Annotated in this window: 15 protein-coding genes; all 15 read right to left on the reverse strand. The window is 44.0% G+C overall.

Annotation, left to right across the window (positions count from 1 at the left end; translation table 11 throughout):
- Positions 1-18 precede the first annotated feature (18 nt).
- The 15 genes from CLV51_RS16280 to CLV51_RS16350 all read right to left on the reverse strand — a co-directional run bounded on the left by CLV51_RS16280 (position 19) and on the right by CLV51_RS16350 (position 24,730).
- Positions 19-441: a secondary thiamine-phosphate synthase enzyme YjbQ gene (locus tag CLV51_RS16280; RefSeq protein WP_106529115.1), complete on the reverse strand. Its 423-nt coding sequence runs from the start codon at positions 439-441 to the stop codon at positions 19-21.
- A 41-nt stretch (positions 442-482) separates the two neighbouring features.
- Positions 483-2,018: a TlpA disulfide reductase family protein gene (locus CLV51_RS16285; RefSeq protein ID WP_106529116.1), complete on the reverse strand. Its 1,536-nt coding sequence runs from the start codon at positions 2,016-2,018 to the stop codon at positions 483-485.
- Positions 2,019-2,059: 41 nt separating this feature from the next.
- Positions 2,060-3,634 (reverse strand): RagB/SusD family nutrient uptake outer membrane protein, encoded by a 1,575-nt coding sequence (locus CLV51_RS16290; RefSeq protein WP_106529117.1) that lies wholly within the window; start codon positions 3,632-3,634, stop codon positions 2,060-2,062.
- Between the two features lie 38 nt (positions 3,635-3,672).
- Positions 3,673-6,999, reverse strand: coding sequence for a SusC/RagA family TonB-linked outer membrane protein (locus tag CLV51_RS16295; RefSeq protein ID WP_158267040.1), 3,327 nt, complete (start codon positions 6,997-6,999; stop codon positions 3,673-3,675).
- 264 nt (positions 7,000-7,263) lie between these two features.
- Complete coding sequence (locus CLV51_RS16300) at positions 7,264-8,448, reverse strand: FecR family protein (protein WP_106529119.1); 1,185 nt, start codon at positions 8,446-8,448, stop codon at positions 7,264-7,266.
- A gap of 189 nt (positions 8,449-8,637) precedes the next feature.
- Positions 8,638-9,198 carry an RNA polymerase sigma factor gene (locus CLV51_RS16305; protein WP_146151299.1) on the reverse strand — a complete coding sequence of 187 codons (561 nt, stop codon included), beginning with the start codon at positions 9,196-9,198 and terminating at the stop codon, positions 8,638-8,640.
- 108 nt (positions 9,199-9,306) lie between these two features.
- Positions 9,307-10,578: an ATP-binding protein gene (locus CLV51_RS16310; protein WP_106529121.1), complete on the reverse strand. Its 1,272-nt coding sequence runs from the start codon at positions 10,576-10,578 to the stop codon at positions 9,307-9,309.
- Positions 10,579-11,033: 455 nt separating this feature from the next.
- Positions 11,034-13,502: a DUF5686 and carboxypeptidase-like regulatory domain-containing protein gene (locus tag CLV51_RS16315; protein WP_158267041.1), complete on the reverse strand. Its 2,469-nt coding sequence runs from the start codon at positions 13,500-13,502 to the stop codon at positions 11,034-11,036.
- 183 nt (positions 13,503-13,685) lie between these two features.
- Positions 13,686-15,185, reverse strand: a complete 1,500-nt coding sequence (locus CLV51_RS16320) for a hypothetical protein (RefSeq protein ID WP_106529123.1) — start codon at positions 15,183-15,185, stop codon at positions 13,686-13,688.
- Between the two features lie 106 nt (positions 15,186-15,291).
- A complete protein-coding gene (locus CLV51_RS29165) occupies positions 15,292-16,974 on the reverse strand; it encodes a hypothetical protein (protein WP_158267042.1) in 1,683 nt (560 codons plus the stop codon).
- Between the two features lie 144 nt (positions 16,975-17,118).
- The gene (locus CLV51_RS16330; RefSeq protein WP_106529125.1) at positions 17,119-21,387 is read right to left on the reverse strand and encodes a discoidin domain-containing protein; all 4,269 of its coding nucleotides are present in this window, start codon (positions 21,385-21,387) and stop codon (positions 17,119-17,121) included.
- Between the two features lie 63 nt (positions 21,388-21,450).
- The gene (locus CLV51_RS16335; protein ID WP_106529126.1) at positions 21,451-21,978 is read right to left on the reverse strand and encodes a hypothetical protein; all 528 of its coding nucleotides are present in this window, start codon (positions 21,976-21,978) and stop codon (positions 21,451-21,453) included.
- An 88-nt stretch (positions 21,979-22,066) separates the two neighbouring features.
- The gene (locus CLV51_RS16340) at positions 22,067-22,840 is read right to left on the reverse strand and encodes a heme ABC transporter ATP-binding protein (RefSeq protein ID WP_106529127.1); all 774 of its coding nucleotides are present in this window, start codon (positions 22,838-22,840) and stop codon (positions 22,067-22,069) included.
- The gene (locus tag CLV51_RS16345) at positions 22,840-23,871 is read right to left on the reverse strand and encodes a FecCD family ABC transporter permease (RefSeq protein WP_106529128.1); all 1,032 of its coding nucleotides are present in this window, start codon (positions 23,869-23,871) and stop codon (positions 22,840-22,842) included. Before CLV51_RS16345 ends, CLV51_RS16340 begins: the two co-directional genes overlap by 1 nt.
- Positions 23,858-24,730, reverse strand: coding sequence for a heme/hemin ABC transporter substrate-binding protein (locus tag CLV51_RS16350; protein WP_106529129.1), 873 nt, complete (start codon positions 24,728-24,730; stop codon positions 23,858-23,860). The genes CLV51_RS16345 and CLV51_RS16350 overlap by 14 nt, the downstream gene beginning before the upstream one ends.
- Positions 24,731-24,732: the final 2 nt, after the last annotated feature.

The raw sequence follows: 24,732 nt of genomic DNA on the forward strand, positions 1-24,732 counted from the left end.
CTCTTTTAATTTATAAAATCATTCCCCCCACGCCGTCACCACAAGTCCTCTCCCTCCACCATGATTACGGTGCTCGCATAAATAAATACCTTGCCAGGTACCCAATACCAGTCTTCCATTACGAATGGGTATCGTCACAGAACTACCTAGCAGCGCAGCTTTCAAATGCGCAGGCATATCGTCTGAGCCCTCGTCATCATGCAGGTAATCCGGATCATTTTCAGGGACCGTTTTATTAAAATACATTTCAAAATCCTTCCTTACAGTTGGATCTGCATTTTCGTTGATGGTCAGTGAAGCCGAAGTATGCTGAATAAACACCTGGCAGATACCGGTCTTTAATTCGCTGATCTGAGGCAATGCCTGTATTACTTCAGTCGTAATCAAATGAAAGCCTCTTCTTCTTTCGTTCAGGAGCAGTGATTGCTGATATATTTTCATCCTTCATTTCTTTGCTATAAAATTACAACAAAAGATAGCTATCAGGACGCCGGATGCTTCAGCAATAAACTGATCATCTCCTGTAACATCAATTCTTCCTCCCGATTTTGTATCATAAAAGAGTGGAAAATGATGCGTCCTTCCTGATCTATCAGGTAGTTGGAAGGGGCTCCGCGCACTTCCAGGTTATTGCGCTTTGCCTCATTATCTTTTAATGCTGTAAAGCTGTAACCACTTGATTTCATGAAAGGCACCACATATGCATCCTGATCGCGTGCCACATTAACACCTACGTAGGAAACCGGTGTGCCATTGAACTGTTTTAATACCCGTTCAAAGTGTGGAAACTCCCCCCGGCAAGGGCCGCAGCCGGGAAACCAGAAAGTCAGCAGCACAACTTTTCCTTTATAATCTTTGAGAGAAATATTGTTGCCAGACATATAACTGTCAAAGGTAAACGAGGCCTGTTTGGCATCAGTGGATAGTTTCTTCCATATTTCCGCATCTACCGCATCCTTATTTTTCCCCAGTTTATCCGCATAGGTCAAGAGTGCTTCTTTTACCGGAGTAACAGGTGTTTTTACATAGCATACCAGCAAAGAATCGTACGCCTGTTGCGTATGACCGCTGTTACTGCTGGCTGTCGCTTTTAGCAAGGCCACTGTTTGCGACTGGCTACTCCACTTTCTACTCTTTACCTCCGCAAGGATTTTGCTGGCTTCTTCCGGCTTGTTGGCTGCCAGCAATTGCTGTACAGATCTCAATTGTGTAGCAATTTTCATTGCTCTTTCCAGTTCCTTTTTATTTTCCCCATCCAAGCCTGGTAACTTCATCAATTCATTGGATAATTGTAGCGCCCTGGCAGGATCAGTGGATAACAACAGATCAAAATATTCCGTCATCGCATAAACAGACCAGCTGAACTTTGTAAGCGGAAAATCGGTACGCAGCTTTTCATACAAAGCTGTTTTCTTTTCCACGTCTGTTTCTTTGAAAGCAAGCCAGTAAATTGCCTGTGCACTTCGCTGGCTCTTCGGAAATTGCTTTACCATCTCCATATTTAACCGGTAATATTTTTCCGGGTCACTGTTTTCAAATGAGTTATTGTAGTAATAAATATAATCCGGATTATTGGGTGCTGCTGCTACCGCTTTGGCCAGGTATTCATTAGCCGCTTTAAAATCGCCCCAGCGTTCTGCGTCCGTTGAAAGTTCTTCCCAGGCTGCTGCCAGTTTGGGATTGAGACCCACTGCTTTTAACAGAAACGGCCGGGCAGCCGGGCTTTCCTGGTTAGTATAAAACTCACCAAATGCAAATGGTACCGCTGCTGCCGCCGGAAATTGTTGCATCCATTTTTCATATTGTTTCACCAGGCCGGCACTATCTTTTCTCATCGCGTTTACAAATGCCCGGTGTACTTTAATATCCCCGGGATGTGCTTCTACAGCTATTTTCAGCTTGGGTATATCTGCTGGTTTTTCTTTTGATTGTGCCATCAGTCCCCCTGAAAATAGCAGCAAAACATTCATTGTTAAAACAAAGGCTTTTATCTTATTATATTGGATTATATACTTCATAATTAGAATTATTAGTGATCAATATTTTTGTTTTGCTGTTATTACCAACCTGGGTTTTGTTCCGGTACTTTACCGGCAGGATATTTCTGTAACTCATCCTGGGGAATCGGGAAATAATACATTTTAGGATCAAAAAAACGGTTCTCCAACGGTACGGTGGTGTAAGTTCTCGCCCCGTTTTGTTCATTAATCTTAACCGCATTGATAGTAATTCCGATCATACTGGCACCGGTCCCCCATCGCCTGATATCATTCCATCGTTGTCCTTCAAAAGCCAGTTCCACCGTGCGTTCCCGCACATATGCGTCCCAGGTCATTTGTCCGGCCGGGATGTCGGGCATGTTCACTCTTTCCCTGAGTAAATTAATGTAGGGGCGGGCTCCTTCCGCATTGCCCAGTTTCAGCTCACATTCGGCATAATTAAGGTAGATCTCTGCCAAACGCAGCATGATGCAGTTTTGGTAATTGGTGTTATTACCGTAAAAAATATAGTTGGGGTTTAAAAATTTCCGGAGCATATAACCCGTATAGGTGGTACCGCTGGTAGTAGGATTAATAGCAGAACCCAGTTTCATATCCATGAGTGTTTTCATCCAGGTAGTGCCATCATACATAATGCTGGCCTGAAAACGCGGATCACGGTTGGCGTAGGGATGTGCCGGGTCAAACAAACCGGATTTATCCCAGGGTTTTCCATCTGTCATCAGGTACTGATCTACCAGGTTTTGCGTAGGGCATTCTACCACGCTGCTGAAGCCGGTGAAATAACTGGAGTTATCATAAACATCAAGACTATGCACCTGGTTACTCTGATCCCCTGCATATTCTTTATTAAAGATCACTTCTTTGTTATCATCGTTTTCCGGGTAAAACATGCCGCCATAATCAGGAAACAAACTGTATGGCCCTTTATCAATGATCTCTTTTGCTACTGCTGCGGCGCCGCTGTAGTCTTTATGATTTAATAACAAGCGGCATTTAATACCCAGTGCGGCATACTTTGTAGCCCTCCCCAAACTGGCTGCAGGATAGCTTTCCGGCAACAAAGCAGCAGCAGCGTTCAGGTCATTCAGCATAAAAGCCACGCAGGAATCGTCCGAAGCACGGCCTGCTGTTAGTTCATCGCTCAGTGAAAGCACTTTATCAACAATCGGAAAACGACCAAAAGTAAAATAGAGATCTGTATAATTCAATGCCCGAAGAAAAAGCACCTCTCCTTTGATCTGATCTTTTCCGCTGCTACTCAGTGGCATATCATTCAGGTGAGAGAGTATGGTATTACATCCACGTACATTGGTATAGGTGCCGGTCCAGGTACCATCGTAAATACCGCTGGAGGCTGTGTACTGTCCGGCATTCACCAGGTTACACTTCAGGAAGGAACGTGCGGTTTTGGCCTCATCCGTAATATCGCAGGGCATCCAGTCGCCGGCATCATCGTAAATACAATGAATACCGCTATACGCCTGTAGTACAACGCGACTGATCAATGCACTGTCTTTCCACACATTATTATCACTATAAAGATTTAACGGTCCCTTATTCAGTGCATCTTTGTTGCATGCTCCCATTACCATAGTAAAAGAGAGCGATATATAGCATATTAATCGTTTCATTTTGCAGCGTTATTTGATTCAAAAATTCGTTTTCCTCATTAGAATTGCAGTGTAAGTCCGCCGCTGTAAGATTTCATCAGCGGGTCCCGCACCTGGCCGGCACTTTCAGGATCGAATAATTTGAATTTTGTAAAAGTGAAGAGATTATTTGCGCTCAATGTAAACCGCAAACTCCTGGCGCTTATATGACGTAATACCGAAGCAGGAAGACTGTATGCCAGCTCCATATTTTTCATGCGCAGATAGGCGGTACTGCGTATCCAGTAATCGGAATACTCCGTATTATTCTGGTAGTTATACCATAAGCGCGGATAAGCAGCATTTGTATGTTGTGGTGTCCAGCGATCGAGTTGGTCTACAGTGGCAGGCAGGCCATTATATGCATATCCCTGTACATTGCCTGCACCCTGGAATAAAACATTCAGCTCAATGCCATGGTAACTAAGTCCGCAACGGATACCATACTGAATTTCAGGAAAGAAACCGGCGCCCACCGGTACCCGGTCGTTAGCTGTCAATTTACCATCTCCATCCACATCTTTATACCGGATATCTCCCGGCGCTACCGTAGGATACAATGGCGTTGGTCCTTTTGTAACTTCGTCCTTGCTCTGGTACAAACCATCTGACTGGTAACCGAGGTATTTTGAGCCAACTGTATTGTAAAAAAAGCCGATTGATTTACCGCTCAGTCTTTGCCACGTCGGAATGCTCTGTGATTCGGGATAGTTCACTATTTTGTTTTTGCTGAAACTGATGTTCGGCGAAATATAATAAGTGAATTTGCCCAGGTGATTTGTATGTCCGAGTGCTATTTCAAGTCCTTTCGTATCTACAATCCCGTTATTAACATCCGGCAGGTCTATGCCGATAACACTGGGCACCTGTTGGGATGGCGGAGCGAGAATATCTTTAGTGCGTTTGTAAAAATAATCTGCCTCTATGGTGAACAGGTCATTTTTAATATGTGCTTCCAGTCCTGCATTCGCAATCACCGCACGTTCCCAGGTGAAAGCCGGATTGGGTAATACTTTAGGCGTGAGTGTCTGATAATACTGTGGTACCGGGCCTCCCAGTGAATAACCTGGTGAAGCGCCCAGCGCATAGGTAGTCAGGAACTGATAAGGGTCTACCCGGTCGTTTCCCAGCTGCCCCCATGAAGCTCTTATCTTTAAGAAATCCAGGCTGCTGATCTTATCTTTCATAAATGGTTCTTCAGACAATACCCATCCTGCAGATAAGGAAGGGAAAAATCCATACCGGTGGTCTGGCGGAAAAATATCTGATCCGTCATAGCGGAAATTAAACTGAAACAGGTATCGTTGCGCATAGTTGTAAGCTACGCGTCCTACTAACCCACGCCTGGCGTTCTGTGAACCTGAACCTGCGTTAGTAGCCCTGGTAGGATCTCCCAGGCTCAACTCCGATAAACTGGAAGAAACAAAGCCGGAACGCTGTGTATTAAAATTATCTGTCGTAGCATTTGTTTGGGTATACAACAATGTACCTGACAAGGTATGTTTGTTAAAGGCAGCATCATATTGCAGTCCTCCTTCCAGCGTCAGCCTTTGTGTTTGTCCGAAATACTCTTTGAGAAAAGGTTCCGTAGGATAGGCAGGTACCTTAGCATATGTGCCTGCATCATCAATACTGAACATATCATAAGGCACGGCAAAACGTTTTCCAAAGGAGTACGTTTTATCATAGGCGCCGTTACCTTTTAAAGACAGTCCTTTTATCCAGGGCAGATCATACTGTAGCGTAAGTCCCGTGTTAACAATATTATTATTCGTTGTCCAGTAGCCGGAATTTCCGCGTGATTGCAGGTAACTGTTACCGCGTTGTTCCGGAACACTGGCATAGGTGCCATTGCTGAACTGATTTACCCGTATAGGTGGTGTGGAATAAATATTATTGATCACGTACTCCGAACCATACACTGCCTCTGCATTACGCTTACTGAAGGAACCACTTATATTCATGGTTACTTTCAGGTTGTGGGTGATATTAGCTTCTATATTGCTGCGCAGGTTATACCGGTTATAATTTTCAACCGGTATGAGTCCATTGTTTTTAGCATAGCCACCAGACAGGTAAAAACGAATATTTTCATTGCCACCGGAAGCAGACAGATTATAATTGTTTTGCCAGATAGAAGTAGCCAATACTTCTTTCATCCAGTCTGTATTAGGATAATGATCAGGATCGGATCCATCCTTGAACTTTTGTACTATTTCAGGGGTAAACCCCATTCCTAAAGTGGGCTGATATAAATCTTCGTTCTGCAGCGATTCGTTGTACAGCTGTGCATACTGATAAGCATTCACTTGTTTATAATACTGGGTAGGGCGCTGGTTGATCATGTTGGCGCCAAAGGTGATAGATGTTTTTCCTGCGCTCCCTTTTTTGGTAGTTACCAGGATAACGCCGTTGGCTGCGCGGGCACCATACACAGAAATTGCCGAAGCATCTTTTAAAACGGAAACTGCCTGAATGTCGTTATAATTGAGGTCATCCAGACTTCTGTCCGGAATACCATCAATCACGATCAGCGGGGAAGAATTATTAAAAGTACTTAGCCCGCGTACAAACAGGTCTGAGCCTGCTCCCGGAGCGCCGCCTGTTTTCATAGCAAACAATCCTGGCAATCTGCCTGCAAGCATATCAGATACCGCTATACTGGAATGGTCTTCCGTGATCTCTTTTGCGTTGATGGTAGCAATGGCTTCTGTTTTATAGCGTTTGGTGGTGGTGCCATAACCTATTACCACAGAAGCATCCAGTTCCATTACAGCAGGCTTCATTAAAAGCGCCAGCTGTAATGCGCGCTCATCTACTTTGATATGCTTTTCAATTTTTTCATATCCCACAAAACTTACTGTAAGAATATAATTTCCGGGCGAGACCCCGTTAATGGTAAACTCCCCTTTTTCATTGGTGACGGCACCTTTGTTAAACGGTTTCAGTGATACAGTTGCTCCCGGCACCGGCTGGCCTTTTTCATCCCGGACAATACCGTAAACAGCAGATAATTCCACCGGCGCCAGTACGGCAGGTAGTGCTGGTGTCTTTTTTCCAATGACCACCAGTTTATTTGCGGCATCAATGTACCAGGAGAAAGGCTGGCCTTCCATACACCGTTCCAGCGCCTGTTGCAGCGTGGCATCTTTTATTTGTATGTCTACAGGAATGGCATCTCTAAGTAGTTGCGCATTATAAAAGAAGTGGTAGGTACTTTGTTTTTTTATGTCTGTCAGTACATTTTCCAGCGCAGCTTTCTTAAAGGATAACGTTATCTTTTGAGAGACCACTTTTGCACTTACATGCAAACAAAAAACAACCATTAAAAAGAAATTCAATCTCATGATAAGCATTGCTTTTCTAAGTAGGGAACGAGCAAAGAAACCCCTATAGCAATCAGTTAATTGCATATATTTGTGATGTTTGGGTGAATTGATTAAGCTGTCTTTAGTCGGATAGTTCTCGGTAAACCCGGATTACAACAGAAGTGCTTGCAACACTTCTGTTTTTTTGTTTCAGGAAGTATTTTTTTTCATGTTTGGTTGATTGATTGGTTGGTTGGTTTTTGATTGATAATATTTTGGTTGTTATTAAAAAACGCCTGATGGCTAATCAATAATTTTTATTGTTTTTCCTTCTGCAACAAAGTGTATATCACTCAGGCGGAGGATATCCAGGGCCTTTGACAGGCTTACGTTGCGTGGTATCTCTCCTACAAATGCCTGTTGTGTTGTTTTGGTATCGTACACCACTTCTACATCATACCATCGCGCCAGTTGCCTCATCACAGTTTTAATATCTGCCCTGTTAAAAGAGAAGAGCCCGTTTTTCCACGCCACTGTCATATCAGCATCCACGCCTTTAATAATGCGCCAGTCGTTGTTACTTTTAAGCTGCAGTTGTTCACGGGGCTGCAATATGCCGGAGAAGTGATCTCCGCTTACTTTTACTTTACCTTCCAGTAAGGTAGTGGTATACGCAGGTTCATCATCATAAGCATTGATGTTAAAATGCGTACCCAGCACCAGTACATCCAGACCCTTTACTTTTACACGAAACGGCTGATCTGCTTTATCAGCGATTTCAAAATAACCCTCCCCAGTTAATTCAACCGTGCGCCCGCCTTTAGCAAACGCCGTTGGATATTTTAAGGCACTGGCGGCATTCAGCCATACCTGCGACCCATCCGGTAGTATTACCCTGAACTGCCCGCCGCGCGGTGTTGTAAGGGTATTGTACTGTATAACAGTGGTAGCTGTTGCAGTTACCTGCTCCGGCTGATACGCGAGTAAGCCACTATTCATTTTTATCACCCTCACTCCTCCCTGCTGCCCGATGATACCATTTTGGGTATCATTCAATACCACGCTGCTGCCATTGGCCAATTTCAGTATGGCTTTGTTGCCTCCAGGCGCCATATCGGCCGTAGTAGCCAGTTTCACCGGCCCACTGCTTTTATGTACACCCTGTTGCCAATATAAAGTACCCGAAAGCCCGATTATAAATACAACGGCCGCTGCATAATACCACCATCTCTGATGGGATACTTTCAGATGACCGGATGTTTGCCCGATTCCCTTATCGGCGCTCAAAATGGCTGTCAGCACAGGTTCCCAGTTACCATGTTCCGTTTCTCCTGTTTCAGCTTCTTCCTGCATTAAGCCACCGGCAACCGCAACAAACAGTTCCCGGTTCTTTTCATCAATAAAAAAGGATGCAAGCTCCTGTCGCTCTTCTTCAGATAACATGTCATCCTTGCATCTTTGTAATAAATATGCAATTCTTGGTTCCATAAAAACTTTCAAAACGTGTGGTAAACAATTAATGGGTGACACGATATCCTGCTATCCACTCTACCCTTATACCGCAGCAAAACATGGCTGCAATTACAGTGTTACTGATAAAGAATGCAAAAAGAACATTTGGTACTCATCGGTGTACGTCTTTTTTGAAAAAAACTTTGGAGTTATTTCCTAACTCATTTATTTTAAACGATTTAGGATCAGAAAAATTAATAGCGGAATTATTTTACCCGCTGCCATAAGAGATTGGCGAATATAGCTGAGCGCTGTGGTGAGGGTATTTTTAACGTAACTATGTGAACAGTTAAGCCGGTCGGCTATTTCATGGGTTTTCAGTCCTTCTTCACGGCTCATCTGGTAAATTTTTCTGCGCCGGGGAGGCAGATCGGCAACTGCTTTACGCACCAGTTGCAGGGTTTCCAGCATCTCCAGGTTGTCTTCTGCTACGTTGTCTGTCACGCTGTTAGTACCTTCCAGGATGGCGATGATTTTTTGTTGCGAAGCTATTTTATGAAAGTACGTAAAACACTCATTGGAGGCCACCTTTGTAATCCACGCCCGTGGCTCATGCAGGGCAGGTAACTTATCACGGCTCACCCAGATACGAATGAATGTTTCCTGTACCACCTCCTTGGTAGCCTCTTCTGTTTTAACGATCCGCCTGATGAACGGAGTTAGCCACGGAAGTGTACTGTGAAAAAGATCACGAAATGCACTTTCATCTCCCGTTGCGATCCGCATCAATGTTTCTTTTCCTATATAAAAGTTGGCCCCCTTCAATATCACATACGATTTTGATAGACGGCAATTTAATCATTCCTGAAATTTTATTTAAAAATGCTTTCCGCTTCACCTGTTTTCAAATTTCCAGGTCCTTAGTTTTGCATATACTTTAAATACCGGGTCTGTAAATCTGAAATATTTCTCCCTGATCTTTGTTAATACATTTAAGGTCTGCCCCTGGGGCGTGATCAGTTCTTTCATCAACTGCGACGGGTTTTTCACGCCAAAATCCTTCGCACTGGCATATACGGGTTCGGAAAAAATCACATCTTCCTTTTCTTCTGCAAATAACTTCAGCAACAACTCTCTTTGCGGAGACTCTTTAACGGCCGAATGATATATCTCTTCATATATGGTCCGTAATCTTCCTTTTGAAATGGATTGTTCAATATGCATAATATCTTTTTGGGAGATGATCATTTTTCCCGTTTCAAAAGCATCTAAAAGTGCCTGCTTCCCTAAAAGATGTACAAAATAAGGAAACCCTTCTGCTGATTTCACCATCTCATACTTAGCATCTTCCGCAAAATATATTTTGTTGGCAATATGATGTTCTGCCCTGCTGATAATACCGTATAGCTCATCTTCCGGCATCAGGTTTACATGAATATTGTGCAGTTGCCTGCCTATGGAAGTATGGTCCTCAATTATTTCCGTGATGTTTCCGGCAATACCGGAGATAGCGAATTTGACATGGTTATTGGAACAGGATTTAACAATAGAAGCAAATCCTTTTTTATCTTTTAACACATCAAATTCATCAATAATGATCAGGATGCCGGATTTAGATTGATTATCTTTTTGTACTGCACCCAAAATTTGTTTAAACTGCTGAATTAAATCATCCGTCAATATTGTTTTGTAGGTAATCTCATCTCCACTGCCGGCATCTACTTTTAAACCAAATAATCCAACGGAGCCTTCTGTCTTAAATGATTCTTTAATACTTTCTATCCTTCTGTCCCCGGTAGATGTAAAGGCCAGTAATCCGGCACTTTCGTTATCACCAAATACAATACGCTTCACAATATCATAAGTGCTCCTGGTAAACAGATCGCAGGTGGTGGTGATGGTGAGATAATTAAAACCTTTGCGGGGGATATATTTCTCCAGGTTCAGTATCCTCGACAAATAAGTATTTCCTTCTGCGATGAGTTTAATTTGTTTGGCAATGGAGGTTTTACCAACACCACGCAATCCATGAATGGCAATAAAAGAACCTTCTTCACTTAATGCAACCATTGAATCTTTAATTTCATCATGTCTGCCTACAAAAAAATCGGGGTCTGTAATTTCCCTTGAAGGAAAAAAGGCAGTTTGTATTTTAGTAATGTCCATTATATCGAATTTAACAGGCCAATAAGGTATACTGATATATTGTTGTCTATAACGACAGCTATTGGGTGGCTATACAATAATAAAGTAGCGGTGAATCATGAAAAGTAATATAGTACTTCATTCATAGGATGCTTAACAGGGCGCTATTACAAACGGAATAGGATATTACGGAAAAATGAGGCCACTTCTATGATTCATTTTAATGCAATAAAATTATTATCGGCATAGATTTAAAGAGATGATATGGGCTATATAATTTTATAAGGTTATCCGGTTTTACTTGCTTATGCTAATTTACGATTTTAGATTGAAAATAAATGATGCATACACGTATTCCTTGACAGGAATTATATTATAATACAACGTCTGCAACGGTAATGCAGCGAAGTTTTAAAAAAGCACCTAAACCCGGAGAATATACGAAATACCTGTTGTGTGATGGTGCTAACATTTATTTAGAATTGCAGCCGGAAGCTGCCAAACAAACCGAAGTTACCTGAATGGGAGGCAGATCCGCTTTGCGGATAAAACCGCCATACTGCATCTACCCGGAAAAATTTAAAAATATTATCTACACCTGTACCTACTTCAGTATATACATTTCCTTTCAACGACCGCATGCCATACCCACCAAACTCCATGTGGTTAAAGGCCTTGTTGGCATACGACAGATCGCCTGCTACCGTCTTCGCATTCCAGAACTGTCTTAAACCTGTTCTGCGCATAAAAGGTAAAACATTCAGCAGCTTACTACCGAAGTTATGTTCGATATTAATACCTGCATACCGGTCACTGAAAAATTCGTACTTGTTCATCAGGCTGAAAGCCTCTTTATTGTAGTAATAAGTTTCGTTGCCCGGATGTATCTGCAGCAACATAAACGGTACTTTTTCTGCAAAGATCTTTCCTGCATATACCATATAGTTCACTTGTCCCCAACGTGGAATACGGAATTGCTGACTAACGCTAACGCTTATCTTCTGATAATTGTATTTGCTATCAAGTATGCCGGAAGGTGCAAGTGCATAGGTGAGTTCTGTTACCGGCAGGTTGCTGCGCAGCCGGCGTGTTTTGCGGAAAGTACGGATCTCTCTTTCTCCCGGTGCATAGCGCAGTTTCAGCTGAAATTCCGTGTTCACCACATTGCTGTTATCATCTCCCGGACGCAGGAACAGTTTATGCGATGGCAACGGTGCAAAGGTGGTAAATATACTGCGGGAAACAGCTCCCTGCATAGAAAAACATTGCGGAAACTTTTTAGTTAACGCCAGTTTAAATTCGCTTTCACGGATGAATTTCTGCGGGATACCATGACGACGTACTGCCTGGCCAAAGATATTATCGAGTGAAACCTCTTCTCCGTTAAATCCACGCTGCAGATTATCCAGGTCATCTTTATAAGAAGACAACATACTCCATCCTTTATTTCCCGGCAGCTCGTATGCCACTGCCATCTTTCCTTTCAATGATTCATCTTTTGTACCATAGGCAAGATATCCGTACAATCGCAGGTTCCGGCTAAATGCTGCTGTAGTACCGAGATCAAAGCGGAAACGCATTCCTTCCAGCGGGTTACGGCTGATCCATTTATACCAGGGGCCTATTTCTACTTTGCCCAGTTTAATATGACCATCTACTAAAAAAGTAACGGTATTACTGAGTTGCCGGAATGCCGGCATTGATTTTAGTGTATCCACTAACGTGATAGCGTGCAGTTCATTGGTGGTGAGTGCTTCCGGGCGATGTTGTGCCAGGAAATCATTAGCGGTAGTGAGGGCACTATCGGGAATCACCACTTCTTCCTTTTTTTTGTTGGTATTCAGTTTTTGGGTGATATAAGGTTGGTTTACCTCCACATGCTGATATAGTGTTGTTTTCCTCCCGATAAAGGTTGTTTTTTCTTTCCCTAACGGGGCCAGCTCCGCAATAAATTTATCTTTGGTTACCACCCATTCCTTTTCGTTGAGCAAGGAAAATTCCTGGATGATGTCCAGTCTTTTTACAAAATTGATGTTCACTACTCCTGACACAGAAAGGCTGATCTTCTGCAAAGCCCAGGTAGCAGGGTGTATCCAGCAGTCGCCTGAAAAGAGGTTTTCACCTTCCCGCTTTGGTGTAAAAGCAAGGTGGTAATATTGCTGACCGCCAAGCATAACGGTATCAAGGCCTTTATAATTATAATATTTATCGCCTACGTTGCTGACAGGGCTCACAAACTCTTTTCCAAAGATGTACATGTAGTTGTCGTAGGTATTCACCTTTTGGTTGATACCGCCCATGTATTCCATCACGGATTCATTTTTGATACCGCTGCAACGTAGCGCTTTGATCTCTTCCCGCACTTTAGGTGGTGCGCCGGATACATAATAATCAGATATAGATTCGCTGAGAAATACCGGCAAAAAAGGCGTTTGTTCGGAGGTGCTGTCAATCTGCTGTATTACAAAAGCAAACGGGTGGAGGGTTTTTGAGCGTTCCCATCGCCGCTTGTTGAAGTTGGCCAGGTCTATTTCCAGTTTATTGTATAATTCCGAATGGTAGGTATCATAATGCCCTGGCGCGTTAGCCGGTTTATGTGCAACAATGTGCCGCCACCATACCAATCCTCTGTCGAGTTTTCCTTTTACCTCCACTCCCTGATTCATGGTGACTTCCAGCTGAACAAACAGCGGGGTTCCATTATCAGTTGCTTGTATGGGAATATATTTCACTGTGTATCCTACATAACGGATAACGAGCGTGTCGGCAGTCCTGAAACTTTTCTTCAGTCTGAATGTGCCGGCACTATCGGTCATGCTGCCAAAGCCAGCGGCTTTCCAGTAAACAGTGGCAAATGGTAAAGGTTCCTGTGTAAATTTGTTCACTGCTCTTCCGGTTATCGTCCCGGAGCTTTGTGCACACACTGCTCCCACCGATGCCAGCATGAAAAAAAGTAAAATCAATCTCTTAAGTATACAGTTGTAGGCACACGGCATTTACATTACAATTTCTTACAGTAGAAATCCTACAGTACGGTCACTTAAAAGACGGTAAATAATCATTTGCCCTCCATTAGAGAGAAAGAAAAAGCAGTCCTTATAGCTGATATTCATCCCGGGCTTAACAAACTACCCTTCTTTAATAACTGCCTGGGCCAGCTCATCCACCTTGTTATCATATGCCGCTTTACCTACCAAATGTGCATCTCTTACGCCTGCCTGCCAGGCTAAAAACTGCGCTTCCCGCATTTTTTCGTAGTCATTTTTCAGGAGCGTGGCTGCCTTCATTATTTTTTCAATCAACGCAGGCGTAAATTCTTCCTTATCTACTATGGTAATATAACAGGCAGCAATAAGATTTCTCTGGTATTCTTCTCTTCCATGCGACACTGCCCAGCCATATGATCCCTCTCTGGGTTGTGCCCTTGCACCCATAGTAGCCTTTCCTAGTCTTTCAGAATGCCCCATGAAAGCGGAAGCTCCGGTATGTGGCGCTCTTTCCTGCTCTTGTGCAGCTTCGCGTTCAGCTTGTGCATGCAAGCGCTGTTGTTCCTGCTCCTCCCTTTTTGCGGCCTCGTAATTGCCTGCCAGCGCATGCGGCGCCACTCCTATATGTACCGGTGCCACCGGTATCTTATGAAATCCTCCAGAAGGATCCCATACATCACCGGTACTATGAGATGGTTTGCTGGGATCCGGCTCTATAGCGTAGTGTAATTCTTCTGCACTTCTCAGTTTATCTATCACTTCTACTGCTTCACCGTGGGTCATAACAAAGTCATCTTCATTTATTTTCAGTGCCAATACCTGCAGTTTGAGATGAATGTAAATAGGTTTTACCACCTCCTGCGCCAGGCTTTGCATTTTCGCACTACGGGGCGTTACAGCCCCATCATCAGCAATAGTATGTACCAGGTCAAGAAACTCTTCTCCCGGACTACTTTGTTCCCTATTATTGTGTGGATCATCTAACCGGGCATCTGAACTTACCTTTCTTTTCTGGTAATCTGCTGAAATAAGATTGGATGTTAGTCTGGCCAATGCAGCCGGACCAGCAGATCTCGGTAAACTCAGGCGCTGTTTTAACAGGAGCTGATCTGCCTCGCTCATATGTTCATATAACCAGGCCAGCGCGCTTTTAGGAAATTTATGATGTGCATTGATCAGGCTTTCCTTGCCGGCATTCCAGCCACTCAAATCGGCTTTGGGATTTAGCGCACCCAGAAAACCTGCCGGAACGGGGTACTCCTCCGGATGAGTGGAACGCCTGGCCAGGTGCCACTCTACCCATTTTTTATGATCCCCTTCTCCTTCACGATAATCCTGCCTTCCGGGTGCTATTACTTTATACCACATATTCCCGGCTTCGTCTGCATACCATCTTACACCATCCATCAATGTATCCCATTCAAAAGCAGCTCCCCTTTCCCTGCTGGGATCCCATTTGGGTTGCAACACCTGTTTGGAATGGTCCATAGCAGGCAGGTAGCCTTTATCCAGCGGCAGCTCATTACCGGATTTCCGGAAAGCAACAACTGCTGGTAAAGCAATACCTGCAGAATGAGTATTATTAGCTACAGAACGATTTTGAAGATGATTAGACCGGGCTTTCTCGCGACGTTGTTCCATAGGAAAGTAATGAAAAGGTTATAGGAAGTTATGCAGGCATTAATGTACTGAAATCCGGTCATATTCACTGAAAAAAGTGGCTATGCTAATTACCGGTTGTCGGAAATCAGCTAAGTATTTTATCTATAATTGTTTCAAAAAAGTAAGCATCTAACAAAAGTTTCGGGACGTCACCATGCTCTTGTTCAATATACCTGGTAATATCCGTAAAATGTCCATGTGGGTCAACTTCACCAGGATTAAATCCAATAGCATGACCTAATTCATGTGCTAAAGTAACGATGGCTTCTCTCGCAGTTCCGGCATCCAGGTTAATGGTTATTCTTTGTCCTACTTCAAGACTTTCCCTGTTATTACTCCAAAAAGCCTCGGGAGTAGCTTTTGCATTATCCTTGGTTTTTCCAAAAACATCATTTAACTGAGCTCTGTCAAAAACAATATGAATCATGTTATTTAATGCCGCATGCCATCGTACTACAACTGCTGTTGCAAATGCTTCAATTCTCTCTGCCTTTACTGATTTTGCATTTTCTTTCGCAATAGAATTAATCATTGATGTATTGGCCTTCGCCCCGGTAGCGCTGACAAGGGTATGTAACGTTTGCTTAAAATACGGTTCAAGATTCTCTATGAGTATCTTACTCCATGCTGCAGGCTGAATATTTTTTATTGTTTGAATCAGTATCCTGCAACCATCCCGCATACTAAGTATATCTTCCTCCTTGACACGATTAGTAAAATGCAGTATAAATCCATCCACACCTATTACTGCTTTTTGTAACCCTATCCGATATTTTTCATCAGAACTAAACCCTTTTTCATATCCTTCCTCATCCTCCAAAGAATCATTTAAGTTATTCCAGATGCTTCTGTTATATGCTGTACGTATCTCTTCCTCGTTTACGTTAACTGCATAATATCTGCCACCTGAAATTGTTACATAACTTTCTTTTACTCCGAATTTATCATCCTCAAACCATTTCCAGTTTTTCAGATAGTCACGCATCCTTTTGGAAATTTTCACCGAAAACTCTTTCATGATACCACTATCAGGTGCTGCCCCTGTTGAAAGACTCCTGACCACCTGAATACTGAGCCCATTTTGTTTTTCGTCGGTATTAAAAGATTTTATACAAGCCAGAATAAGCGGGTCTGTAATTTCACTTCTTTCGGGCTCTATAGCAGGAGGTTCTGGCTTTTTAATTTCTTTTTCCTCTTTTTTCTCCTCCTCTTCTTTTCCGTTTTCTTCTTTTTCGTTTTCTTCATCTTCCACTTTATATTCCTCTTCTTCTTCAAAATCTTTATTTATTTCCTTCGGAAGACTGACATGAGCATTCCTATCCCATATCGTATCGCTCTTTTCCTGGTTTTGTAACGCTTGTATACCCGCTGATTTATCTTTAGGATTTTCAAGTGTAAAAAAATATTTCTTGTTCTCCGTATTATAAAACCATTTAAAACCGTCAATTACTTCATCCCACTCTTCAATGTTACCATCTTCTTTCTTTTTCCAGACAAATTGAAACACTGGCTGCGAAGAACCGGCAGGCGACAGCGCATCTTTATGCAATTGGAAAGGCTTTGTTAGTAAAGGAGGCATACCTGCTTTCTGCATCACAAACTGCGCTGGCATTGTCTGCGCCGGATTTTGTTGAACAGACCACTGGTCTTCTTTTAGCAACTGAACAGGAGTAACAGCAGGTAAAGCAATACCTGCAGAATGAACGTTATGGGCTACAGCACGACTTTCAATATGATCAGACCGGCTTTTCCCGCGATCCTGTTCCATGGGAAAATGATAAATGGGTTAAAGGAAATATACGGGTATTAAATTACTGAAATTCGTTGAAAAAAAATGGCACTAAAAAGAAAAGGCCGACTTAAAAGTCAGCCTTTTCTTTGTTCAACACCTGATGATCATCATCACCAGGTATTATTCCACTACAACAATTTTTCCGCTTGTCACTTGTTTAGTCGGATTGATTTTACTGTTGAAAATATTATACATATAAATACCTGCCGGTAAATCGCTGGTATTAATGCTGCCGGCTCCACTGATGTGTTCTACCTTCAGCATCCTTCCTTTGACGTCATACAACCGCACGATAATTGTACGCGATGCACCGTCCCTGATATTAATGTTTCCACCCCGCTGTACCATGGTTGGATATACTTTAATATTAGCGGCCATCTTGGTAAGCATAGGCGCCATTGTATTATCAGGACAACCAGTAAATGAAAGTTCTCCTATGGAGGTCCAGGCATTACCATTTACTTCACTGGTAGCTATCAGCTTCACATATTTTGCCTTCACGGTTGGATTAAATACCACATCCTGTGCAGCCGTACTGTTTACAAAGTTGCCGGTGGCCACCTGTGTCCAGGTAAGGCTATCGGTACTAACCTGCACCTGGTAGGCATTTATTCTGCCATTTACGCCTGCTTGTCTTGGCACGTAGGTAAGCTTACTCAGATCGTATCCTCCACCCAGGTAAATAGCTACATAATGCGGCATTGGCGCAGTAGCATTGTACCATTGTGTATGCCAGTAGGTATTGATATCACCATCAATCACATTGGTCACAGGTGCACTCTCTCCTACAATTTCCTGGCTATCGAACTGGTACACTCTCAGTTGTGTGCGTGGAATAGGTGTGTTACATGCGGTAATAACCGGCGGAGTACCCGGAATACCTACTCCCAGGCCACCCAAACCTGTATTAAACGTAGCTGTTACATAATAGATGGTAGCACCTTTTTTACTGCTGGTATCTCTGCCTGTATCAATAGTGCCTGCACCATCAGGGTATGGATTAGCTGGTGTTACATTGCTCACGCTGCTCTTCACTTTCACCATTTTAATGCTATCCCATGATTGTGCGGTAGCAGTTTCCCATCCTGTTTTTTCTGCCTGGCTGTAATACAGTGTAACGCTCACCTTGCCGGAAGTATTATTATTAGTGGGCGTAATCTTCACTGTTTTTGATGCCAGGTAATGCGCTGCAGTACTATCCCAGAACTGTGCGGAAGTAGTGCCTGCACGGTCTACCTTCACAGTAGTACAACCATAGTCAAAGCTGCTCTGGTTTTGCACTTTAGCGATAATACTACCGCTGGTATCTGCAAAATAAATAGTTGCATTTGGTCCGAGGTATTGTGTGGTACTGATATTTAATGCACTCGCAACTGCTGTAACAGACGGCCTGGTATTGATGATCAGGTTAGGTCTGGTAGAACCGTATCCGGGTGCATTGAAAGTACAGCCAGAACCACTGGTCTGACGCTGGAAAGCAGTAGGATTAGCACCACTTACCGATATGGATGCTACAAGGTTATCTCCCTGGTTGGTACCATCCGGATTATCATAACAAGACTGTATCAACAGGTTAGAATACCCATCCCAATAGTAAGGTTGTGAAAATGGTATTTGTACCCATCCGGTATCAGTAACACTAATGCTGCCTCCATACACGGCTGTCAGCGGACTCGCATCAAACTGTGTATTTGTGAAAGCTGTTTGTGGTGTTGCTGCTATGGCTACATTAAAATTCTGGAAAGTGCTGGTAGTGGTTACGGTTCTCGATATCACGTGATAAGCAACAGAATAGATATATCCTTTTTGTATGCCCGCAGCTCTTAGTTCATCTGCAGGGTAAATGGTCTGCGCTTTTTTATCAGATTGTGTGCCGTTAAACGGACTGGAAGCACTTCCGCCCGTTGTGCCGTTACCGTAAGTCAGGTTTACACGCGCGGTATCTCCTACCGGTGAAGCATCCGGATAAGTAATATTTACGCGGGCAGTTTGTGCAGATGGATTAGCCATAGCATTTGTTGTGCCGCTCACACTAAAAGTAAGCAGGGAGAACTTGCTCATGGGATCTGTTTTGCTGCCGTAAACCCTGATGGTGACAGGTCGCGGCGCTGTTTGCCCCGAAGCAAATATCAGTGTATCACTTGTTGTAGTGAAATTGCCGTTGGTGGTAACATCATAATCCACACCACGTATGGCTGATGAAGTAGGGCCTACCACCAGTTGTACATTGGCGTTGCCAGTAGGCGCAGGACTTACCGTCATGTTAACAACATAATCCGTATAAGGTTTACATCCCGACAGGCTGGTACCGGCCGCAGTAGTACCTATGGTGGTGGAGGCAAAAGAAATCAGTGGCGTGATCGCGTTATTTAACTTTGTACCAAAAACACCTCTTCCATAAAAGCTCACCCTTAATTCACTGCTATCGGCAACCCCATTATTGTAAGCAAATATATCTGTAATATCGGCTACTGTAGGCAGTCCTATGGAATAGAGCGACCAGTCCGTCATTGTTTTATTGCGGTAATAAACACCGCGAGCGGTAGCCAGGTACACAGATTCATTAGTGGAGAAACGGTCTTCCAGCAAACGGATCACATTCACCTGCGGCAGGGTGCCACTGATATCTGTGTAGGTGCTTCCCTGGTCGGCCGACCTGTACATCCTGCTACCACAGGCCAGGTACACCACGTTGCTGTCGCTGGAAATGGTAGTAACGCTGGCGGCTACACTGGTAGCTGCCGGTGCAGCTATGCTGGTAAAAACCGGCGAGGCTGCGGTGGCGTTGCGGCTGCGGTATACCTTCTGATTAGTAGTAACATAGTATACCACATTAGCACTGGCATTGCTTACATGCAGTGCGTTGATTTTTTCAGCAGTACTCACCAGTTGTGTCCAGGAAGGTGATGCAGCGGTAATGTTGGCACTCCTCCACAGGCCGGTATCTGCAGCAAAAGAAATAGCTGCATTTTGTGGCGTAAATTCCAGCTGCATATTATTAGTGCCGGTAAACGGTAAATTGTAAGAGGCATCGCTACCTGTTACCGATCTTCTTTTTCCGTTATAATAGTACACCTGGTTATTAGTGTTGTAGTCAAAGGCAGAGCGTGCGCCCCAGTCGCCTCCCCTGTTGGTAAACCAGGGATTGCTGCCGTATTTGTAATACAGCTCTCCGTTATCCTGGGTGCCTATGCTGATCATATCCCGTCTGATAGGGCTGTTGGAAGCGTGATATACTTCTGAGGAGGAAAGACCATTGCTCTTTGGCGTCCACGTGGTGCCGCCATCGGTGCTGAGCCATACGCCGCCATCATTGTAATCAAATAGTTTACTGGTGTTATAAGGATCTACTTTTATGCCATGCATATCAGTATGGATCATAACCGCCCAGCTGGACTCCATTTGTGTCCAGGTACTGCCGCCATTGGTGCTTTTCCAAACCAGGTGACCTACTATGTACAAGGTGTTGGCATTGGTAGGATCGGCGCACATGGAATAATTATAATTACCCTGCCCGGTAGTAGTACCCGAGTAGCCGTTGAGGTTAGGCGCTACATCACCTTTTACCTGGGTAAAAGAAGTACCACCGTTGGTAGACTGATACACAACACCTCCTGCAGACCCGCTGTTGGAGCCCACCATGGTTACATACACCCGGTTAGAGTCTGCCGGCGTCACTGCTACCCTGGTGCCTTTGGCGCCGTTGGCAGGCAGTGTTAAAGTGGTAGCTGTCCAGGTATCTCCCATATTGGTAGAAGTGTAAAAGCTGCCATCCATCGTCACGGCGAATATTGTAACGGTATTACTGACAGCTTTAAATGTCATGTCGGTAAATTGTCCGCCCACCAGTTGCTCCGTCCATGAGATACCGCCATTGGTGGTTTTCCAGATACCATCGTTGGTAGCTGCCACCAGTACATTGTGATCGGTGGGTGACATCAGCATCTCTACAGCCATACGGCTGCCGATGCTGCTGTTGGCCGGTAACCACGACTGTCCGCCATCAGTAGTTTTGTAAACGCCCAGGGAAGTACCGTAGTAGTTGGGATCACCTGTGCCCAGGTACATTATCTGATCATTGGTATTATCAATACAAACGGATGCACACGCAGCTTTAGGCAGTTCATCGGTGCCCTGCAGCTGCCAGGTGTTGGCGGTATCCGTGCTTTTCCATAGCCCCCAAACGCTGGTAGCATAGATCGTGCTGGCGCTGGAAGAATGGAATTTCATTTGTGTAACACGGCCGATACCATTGATCTGGCCGGAAGAATTAATGGGAAACAACACAGGACCTATGTTTCGCCAGTTACCATAATTCTGTGCAAGTGCTGTTGACGACAGCAGCAAACATGCAGGTAAAATCAGGGATAGATATTTACGTATATGCATTTCAGTTATTTCAGGTTGATGTGGGAAATGTTGTGCTGATACTACTCATATGATGAGTGTTTGCTAGTAGCGCTGCTGGGAGCCGCTGGTATCTTTCTCCTTCTCTTTCCTTTCCCTGGCCTCCTTGGCGTTGATATTGGTTTTCAGCTCCTTTTGTTTTTGCCAGATCTGGATTTGCTGATCCTTATTGAGGATAGTGCCGTCGGATTGTACATAAGGCAGTACCTGCCGCCGCCACCACTGGTATTTTTTATATTCAAAGGCATATTTCTGGCCTTCTTCCTTCTTTTCAGCAGACTCTTTTCGTTTGAATAACCCGAGAAAACCACGCTTCCTTTCGGAATTGTTTTTTACATCAAGTATTTCATCTTCCTCTACAGGTAATTCTTTGCCTTTCCAGTAATCATTAAAGGATTTGTCGATAACAAAAAAATTGACATTCGGATCATCCATCATTTTGATCCAGTCCGGTTCTTTGTTAGCCTGACGGGCATTGTTATGCTGCTGTGCCAGTGCCGGTGCGCCACCAAACAACAGAACTACCAGCAAGACATAACGCCATAGCGTTTTTTTGACAGATTGTTTTTTCATTGTACAATTTAATTTTGAGTTGGAACAAGAATTTTTGGTTGAATATTAACAGCTGTTACAGCACGCACGCAGCAGTGCAGCACAGCCATCAGAAAAAAAGAAAATACCTGTCTGATGTTTCATAGATCACCGGCTCCAGCCGGTAAACCTCCCGTATATGCGCTGACGTTAGTACGGCTTCCCGGGTACCACTGCATACCAGCTTTCCGTGATGCAGCAGTAAAATATTATCTGCAAACTTCGCCGCAATGTTAAGATCATGTACCACCCCAATGATCACAAGGTCCTGTTGTTGCAATAATGTTTTTAACAACTGCATAAATTGAAACTGGTAATGCACATCCAGGAAAGTAAGTGGTTCATCCAGCAACAGATAACGACAGGAACCAGGTACCGGTTCCCATATCTGCGCCATAATGCGGGCAAAATGTACCCTTTGCTTTTCACCACCGGAGAGGCTCATATAATCACGCTCCGATAATTCCTCCAGGTCAAAAAGCTGCATCGCTTCGTGGCAATAACGGATATCTTTTCTCACATGATTACCATGGATATGAGGATACCTGCCCATCATCACCACTTCCCATACCTTCAGCGGGAAAGATAATTCCATATGTTGCGACAGTGCTGCACGCACACGTGCCAGTGCCTGATAGCTCATCGTTTCCAACCGTTTTGTTTCGTACAATACGGTGCCTGCATGCGGTGATATTTGTCCGCCTGCTATTTTCAGTAACGTGGATTTTCCTGCGCCGTTAGGGCCTATTACCAAATGGAGTTTACCCGGTTCAAACCGGGCATTGATATTCTGCAATAAAATTTTATTGCCGGCTTTACAGGTAATATTGGATAACTGTATCATCAGAAATAATAATTTTTTTTCCGGAGCAGAAAGATGAAAACGGGTACCCCTGCCACTGAAGTAACAATACCAATGGGGAGTTCCGCCGGTCGTAGTAATAATCTTGCTGCGATATCGGCAAGGCTAAGCAACACCGCACCCGCCAGGGCGCTACCAATAATCAGGTAGCGGTTGTCGGCGCCTCTCCATATACGCAGGAAATGTGGCACTACCAGTCCCACAAAGCTGATCACGCCGGTAAACGCTGTTACTACCGCAATCATCACTACGTTGATAATTAATATTTCTCTTTTTAAACGTTGCACGGAAACACCCGCCAGCAAGGCTTCTTCTTCTCCCAATATCAACAGGTTCAACTGCCTGGCATTGGATAATGCACGCCAGAAACAAATCACCAGTACTACCGAAGTAATGATAACTGCATGCCAGCTGGCCCCTGAAAGCGTACCAAGATTCCAGAAAGTAATAGAGCGCGCCTGCGGATCGCGGGCAATATAAGAGAGGAAACCGGTACCACTCAGGAACAAAGCATTAATGGCGATGCCCATCAGCAAGAGTGTAACAATAGCTGTTTTACCCGCCTGCTTTTTTTCTGATAGTCCCAGTACCAGGAAAGTTGCCAGCATTGCACCGGTACATGCTGCTATAGGCAAGGTCCATTCACCGGTATTAAAATGTAACGTTGACCCAAGTACGAAATATAACGCGGCACCAAAAGCAGCACCGCTGGAAGTTCCAATCAATCCCGGTTCTACAATCGGGTTCCTGAAAAGTGCCTGCAGCAATACACCACCAACAGCCAGGGCTGCACCCGCCAGCAAACAAAACAGCGTACGGGGCAAACGTATCTCCATAAAAATACGTTCGTGTAGGGTCAGGTTACCGCTGCCGGCAACAGTTTTACCAAAGGCATGAAAGATCTCTGCTGTACTGATATCTATAGCTCCATAACAAGCCGACAGGATCATGGTAATGATCAATAATCCTGTCAGCAGAGGATATACTCCCCGGTATTGTTTATTTAGCTGCATGTATCAGTTTTTGAAAAGCCAGCACATTGGCGCCGGTACGTGGTCCCAGGTATACAATATCATGTTCTTCTATCCGGTAAATGCGGTTGTTACGCGCTGCTTTGGTACCGGCAACACCTGGCAGTTCTTTTATTTTTTCTACACTACCCAGTCGGTCATAGCCAAAATCAGTGAGTAGTATCACATCAGGATCCGATTGTGCAATCAGTTCTGCAGACACCTGCTGCATGCCTTTGTCGCCCCCGATAGGAATAACGCCCCCTGCCCATCCGATCATTTTTGCAGCCGTGCTTTTTTGCGTGATGGCGAGATAAATATTCATAGCGCGACCAAAATGAATGATCACTACTTTCGGTGTATCCGTATATTGGTGCGCGTTAGTAAGTGCCTGGTTCATTTCCAGATCCAGCTTTTTACAAAGACTATCTGCCTGCGGCACTTTTTTGAAGTAGTTACCCAGCTGCTGTATCATGGCTTTGTCCTGCTCAATAGTGTATACACTGTCGGCGAAGGTTTTCATTGGTATCTGCATTTTTTGCAGCTGCCGCATTACCTGTTCGGGGCCTATGTTATTGTCGTGCACCACCAGCGTTGGGTTTTGCGCGATAATACCTTCTGTACTCAGGGCACGATGATAACCTACTGTTGGCAGCGACTTTATCGCTGGCGGATAAGTACTGGAAAGGTCTACTGCTACCAGGTTTTTTTCAGCTCCCAGTGCATAAATAACTTCGTTGTATTGTTTGGATAAACAAACAATACGTGTGGCTGTTTCTTTGTTATTATTACTGTTACCAAATCTTCCGCAGGAAGTAATGGTAACAGTAATGGCTATATGAATAATATGTTTTAATCTCATTA

This window comes from Chitinophaga niastensis (assembly GCF_003014755.1).
In the GTDB taxonomy this organism is placed as follows: domain Bacteria; phylum Bacteroidota; class Bacteroidia; order Chitinophagales; family Chitinophagaceae; genus Chitinophaga; species Chitinophaga niastensis.

Excerpts from the sequence above, each read along its gene's own strand:
- CLV51_RS16280 (WP_106529115.1), bottom strand. The coding sequence starts at position 441 with ATGAAAATATATCAGCAATCACTGCTCCTGAACGAAAGAAGAAGAGGC.
- CLV51_RS16285 (WP_106529116.1), bottom strand. The coding sequence starts at position 2,018 with ATGAAGTATATAATCCAATATAATAAGATAAAAGCCTTTGTTTTAACA.
- CLV51_RS16290 (WP_106529117.1), bottom strand. The coding sequence starts at position 3,634 with ATGAAACGATTAATATGCTATATATCGCTCTCTTTTACTATGGTAATG.
- CLV51_RS16295 (WP_158267040.1), bottom strand. The coding sequence starts at position 6,999 with ATGAGATTGAATTTCTTTTTAATGGTTGTTTTTTGTTTGCATGTAAGT.
- CLV51_RS16300 (WP_106529119.1), bottom strand. The coding sequence starts at position 8,448 with ATGGAACCAAGAATTGCATATTTATTACAAAGATGCAAGGATGACATG.
- CLV51_RS16305 (WP_146151299.1), bottom strand. The coding sequence starts at position 9,198 with ATGCGGATCGCAACGGGAGATGAAAGTGCATTTCGTGATCTTTTTCAC.
- CLV51_RS16310 (WP_106529121.1), bottom strand. The coding sequence starts at position 10,578 with ATGGACATTACTAAAATACAAACTGCCTTTTTTCCTTCAAGGGAAATT.
- CLV51_RS16315 (WP_158267041.1), bottom strand. The coding sequence starts at position 13,502 with ATGCTGGCATCGGTGGGAGCAGTGTGTGCACAAAGCTCCGGGACGATA.
- CLV51_RS16320 (WP_106529123.1), bottom strand. The coding sequence starts at position 15,185 with ATGGAACAACGTCGCGAGAAAGCCCGGTCTAATCATCTTCAAAATCGT.
- CLV51_RS29165 (WP_158267042.1), bottom strand. The coding sequence starts at position 16,974 with ATGGAACAGGATCGCGGGAAAAGCCGGTCTGATCATATTGAAAGTCGT.
- CLV51_RS16330 (WP_106529125.1), bottom strand. The coding sequence starts at position 21,387 with ATGCATATACGTAAATATCTATCCCTGATTTTACCTGCATGTTTGCTG.
- CLV51_RS16335 (WP_106529126.1), bottom strand. The coding sequence starts at position 21,978 with ATGAAAAAACAATCTGTCAAAAAAACGCTATGGCGTTATGTCTTGCTG.
- CLV51_RS16340 (WP_106529127.1), bottom strand. The coding sequence starts at position 22,840 with ATGATACAGTTATCCAATATTACCTGTAAAGCCGGCAATAAAATTTTA.
- CLV51_RS16345 (WP_106529128.1), bottom strand. The coding sequence starts at position 23,871 with ATGCAGCTAAATAAACAATACCGGGGAGTATATCCTCTGCTGACAGGA.
- CLV51_RS16350 (WP_106529129.1), bottom strand. The coding sequence starts at position 24,730 with ATGAGATTAAAACATATTATTCATATAGCCATTACTGTTACCATTACT.